The organism is Streptomyces sp. (assembly GCF_035563135.1).
In the GTDB taxonomy this organism is placed as follows: domain Bacteria; phylum Actinomycetota; class Actinomycetes; order Streptomycetales; family Streptomycetaceae; genus Streptomyces.
Genome location: NZ_DATMVN010000690.1, coordinates 1 through 3,901, shown reverse-complemented (window position 1 = coordinate 3,901; position 3,901 = coordinate 1). Strand labels below are relative to the sequence as shown.

The following is a 3,901-nucleotide window of genomic DNA, read 5'->3' as shown; positions in this document are numbered from 1 at the left end:
GCCACCGCGGTGAGCAGGACGCGCAGCCGCCTGGTGGTACGGCGGCGGGGCGGGGGAACGGCTGCGGGCCGGGCCCCGTCAGGAGTCACGTCCTCCGCGACGGGTCCCGGCTCGGATTCCGTGACCGAACCCGGTACGGGCTTCGCCACGGCCTCCGTTTCCGCGCGTGGTTCTGCTTCCGCTTCGGTCTGCTCAGGCTCGGCGGGCCCCGGGACGGGTGCGGCAGCGGCAGCGCCCTCAAGCGCATCGGGCACGGGAGCGGAGGCCCCGGGCGCATCGGGCTCAGGGGCGGTGGCGGCCCCGCCCGCCTCCGGCTTCCGCACCCCTCGCCGCTTCGCCTCGTCGGCCAGGATCCACTTCCGGTGAAGGGCCATCAACTCCTCGGAGGAAGCCCGGCACACCCGCGCGAAGCGCTCGACGGGTGCGTAGTCATGGGGGACGGCGTCACCGTTGCAGTAGCGGTGCACGGTCGAGGTGCTCATGTGCAGCTTCTGCGCGAGCGCCCCGTAGCTGAGACCGGACCGCTCCTTCAGCCCCCTGAGCAGCGCCGCGAAGTCCTGGATCTCTGTACCCACCCCGACCGTTCCCCTTCCGTTCCTTCCCGGAACGGCGTCCCAGGGAAGTGATGTCCGCGCAGGTCAGAGTGCATGCGAGCGTTCCAGCGTCCCGCATGGCCCAGCAACCGTTGCGACCGGATTCCGGGCCTGGAAAGGATGTGGACACACCGCGGCGTTCCCCGCGACCCGTACATCCCATCCTCACCCGTCCCGGGAGCCGCCGTGCGTACTCGACCTGAACTCAGCCTGACCGACGCGGTCGCCACAGGAGTGCTGATCGTCTGCATCGCAGTCGTCATCACCCTCCTGTAGCGCCTCTGATCACACGTCAGCGACCAGTAGACCCGCCCGCACCTCAGGGCGCCAAACGGCGCCCCGGGCACCGACCACCTTCGAACGGGGAGAACCTCTCATGCGTGACCTTCGCTTCCGCCGCGCCGCCCGCACGTCCGTCCTGGGCACCGCCGCACTGATCGCCGCACTGTCCCTCACGGCCTGCCAGAGCAGCGACCCGGCCCCGGCGGCGTACGACGCCGAGGCCCCGGCGTCCCAGAAGCCGGCCGAGGACACCTCGGCGGCCCCGGCGGCGGACACGGGTACGGACACGGACACGGACAAGGGGACGGCCGGAAACACCGGCACCTCCGGTTCCGGTTCGGGCACCGCCAAGGATTCCGGTTCCACCGCCCAGAAGCCCGCCGCCGCGAAGCAGCAGGGCAGCAAGGACAGCAGCACGTCCCTGCCCACCTGCACCGACGCGAACACCAAGCTCACGGTCACAAGCGTCCCGCGCCCCGTCAACCACATGCTGCTCACGGTGACCAACACGGGCTCGAAGGCCTGCTACGCCTACTCCTACCCGTTCCTGAAGTTCGGCGGGGCACAGTCCGTCCCGCAGGTCTTCGAGGAGAGCAAGCCGCAGGCCGTCGTCACCCTCTCTCCCGGTCAGTCCGCCTACGCCGGTATCCGGACCTCGGCCGCCGACGGCAGCGGCACGGGTGGCTACTCCACCAAGGACCTGGCCGTCGGCTTCCAGGACGCGAGCGCGGGCTCGGCCGGCCGGATGGTGAGTGTGCCGCTGGGCAAGGAGACCTACGTCGACAGCACGCTGGCCGTCACGTACTGGCAGACCGGCATGGAGGACGCCCTCATGTACTGACCTTCGCTCCGCAGCGGGCGTGGCACCGGGGAGCACCGGTGCCACGCCCGCTTTCTGTTGTCTACGCGGGGTCCGGACGCGGCTCGGCGACGCTGCCGTCCTGGGGCGTTTCGACTCCGGTGTGGAGGACCTCGCGGGCCTGCTCGGCCGCTCGGGTCATGTTCTCGGAGACGAAGTCGAGGAAGCGGGCGACATTCTCCAGGCGGTTGGCGGCCGGAGTGCCGGGTCCGAGGACGCCGACACCCTGCCGTGCGGTCTCGATGATCCGGGTGGTGGCGCGGGCACTGGCAACCATCGACTGGTACCAGACGTCGTCGTCGACGACGTAGCGGTCACGGCGGCGTTCGTCGCGCTCCCGGCGGATGAACACCTGGCTCTCCAGGAACGCGATCGCCTTGGAGACGGACGCCGGGCTGACCTGGAGGCGCTGGACGAGCTCGGACGCGGTGAGGCTGCCCGTGTCGGTGATGGTGAGACAGGCCAGCACCCGGGCCATCATCTTGGGCATGCCTGAGGCCATGAAGACGGTGGTGAACACCTCTTCGAACTCGCGCACGGCCTCGGCGTCGCGTCCGTGGGGCTGCGGGGACGCCTCCGCCCCCTGGGGCACGGTCTGCTTCCGCCGGTGGGCCCGGTGTTCGGTGGCCCGGTGGGCGAGGTCGGCCCGGTAGGCGGTGGGGCCGCCGTTGCGCATCACCTCGCGCGTGATCGTCGAGGTCGGCCGGTCGAGGCTCCGGGCGATCTCGGCGTAGGGGAGGCCGTCGGCCAGCCCCAGCGCGATCTGCTGGCGTTCCTGCTGGGTGAGTCTGCCTCCCGGCATCGCGATCTCTCCTTCGTCGTCCGTGATGCCTCCAGCATAGCGTTCACCTCCACTTCATTGCAACGAATCGGGTGAAGGTCGTTGCGTTAGGCTCGAAATCATTGCAATGAAATTTAACATCTGACCTGCAATAACAAGGGAGTAGCGCAATTCGAGTGTTGCCAGTTCCATGAACGCAACGTAGCGTTTGCGTCATCGGAAAGAGCGAGCCGAAGAGGCGCGCACCACAGATGAAGGAGCACACGATGCAGACGTTCGACACCCCCGCCGCCGTCCACACCGACCTCGCCATCCCCGCAGGACGCATCCGGTTCATCGCCGCCGACCGCATCGACACCACCGTCGAGGTCCGGCCCGCCGACCCCGCCAGGAGCCGTGACGTGAAGGCGGCCGAAGAGACCGAAGTCACCTACTCCGACGGCGTCCTGCGCATCCGGACCCCGGAAGCGAAGAACCGCGTCCTCGGCAACTCCGGTTCCGTCGAGGTCACGGTCCAGCTGCCCGCCGGCTCCAGCGTCGAGGCGAAGGCCGCCGCAGCCGAATTCCGCGGCGTGGGACGGCTCGGTGACGTCGCTTTCGACGGCGGCCACGGCTCGGTCAAGCTGGACGAGGCCGACAGCGCCCACATCACCGGCCTCGACGCCACCATCACGGTCGGCCGCCTGAACGGGCCCGGCGAGATCAGCACCCAGCAGGGCGACGTGAACGTCGCCGAGGCCGTGCGCGGCATGCTCACGCTGAACACCCAGCAGGGCGGCATCACGGTCGGCGCCGCCCGCGGCGTCTCCGCCTCTCTGGACGCCGGCACCGCCTACGGCCGGATCACCAACTCCCTGAGGAACACCGACGGCGTCGCCGGTCTGACCATCAAGGCGACCACCTCCCAGGGCGACATCGACGCCCACAGCCTCTGAACACCCCGCAGCCCCGGAAGCCCGCAGCCCTGAACCCCACAGCCCTGAATCCCGCAGCCCCTGAAGGAGCAACCCTCATGACCGGCTTGGCCATCGCAGCGAACGGGCTGCGCAAGTCCTACGGCGACAAGGTCGTGCTCGACGGCATCGACCTGGCCGTGCCCGAAGGAACGATCTTCTCCCTGCTCGGCCCGAACGGTGCAGGCAAGACCACCGTCGTGAAGATCCTCTCCACCCTCATCTCCCCCGGTCCCGCCTCCGGTGAGATCCGCGTCGGCGGCCACGACCTCACCACCGGCTCGCAGGCCGTGCGTGCCGGGATCGGTGTCACGGGGCAGTTCTCCGCGGTGGACGGTCTGATCACCGGTGAGGAGAACATGCTCCTGATGGCGGATCTGCACCACCTGCCCAGACAGGAGGGACGGCGGGTGGCCGCCGAGCTGCTGGAGCG

At 69.5% G+C, this 3,901-nt stretch carries 5 protein-coding genes; 3 read left to right on the top strand and 2 right to left on the bottom strand.

Features of this window, described 5'->3' with window-relative positions; all coding sequences use genetic code 11:
• The coding region (locus VN520_RS30740) for a helix-turn-helix domain-containing protein (RefSeq protein WP_325750215.1) at window positions 1-575 on the bottom strand (575 nt) is incomplete at its 3' end.
• A gap of 394 nt (window positions 576-969) precedes the next feature.
• Between VN520_RS30740 and VN520_RS30735 the strand changes: the two genes are divergently transcribed.
• The gene (locus VN520_RS30735; RefSeq protein WP_325750214.1) at window positions 970-1,716 is read left to right on the top strand and encodes a DUF4232 domain-containing protein; all 747 of its coding nucleotides are present in this window, start codon (window positions 970-972) and stop codon (window positions 1,714-1,716) included.
• A 61-nt stretch (window positions 1,717-1,777) separates the two neighbouring features.
• On the opposite strand, the gene VN520_RS30730 is transcribed toward VN520_RS30735, so the two are convergent.
• Complete coding sequence (locus VN520_RS30730) at window positions 1,778-2,536, bottom strand: GbsR/MarR family transcriptional regulator (protein WP_325750213.1); 759 nt, start codon at window positions 2,534-2,536, stop codon at window positions 1,778-1,780.
• Between the two features lie 245 nt (window positions 2,537-2,781).
• Between VN520_RS30730 and VN520_RS30725 the strand changes: the two genes are divergently transcribed.
• Window positions 2,782-3,450: a DUF4097 family beta strand repeat-containing protein gene (locus tag VN520_RS30725; RefSeq protein ID WP_325750212.1), complete on the top strand. Its 669-nt coding sequence runs from the start codon at window positions 2,782-2,784 to the stop codon at window positions 3,448-3,450.
• A 77-nt stretch (window positions 3,451-3,527) separates the two neighbouring features.
• The coding region (locus tag VN520_RS30720) for an ATP-binding cassette domain-containing protein (protein WP_325750211.1) at window positions 3,528-3,901 on the top strand (374 nt) is incomplete at its 3' end.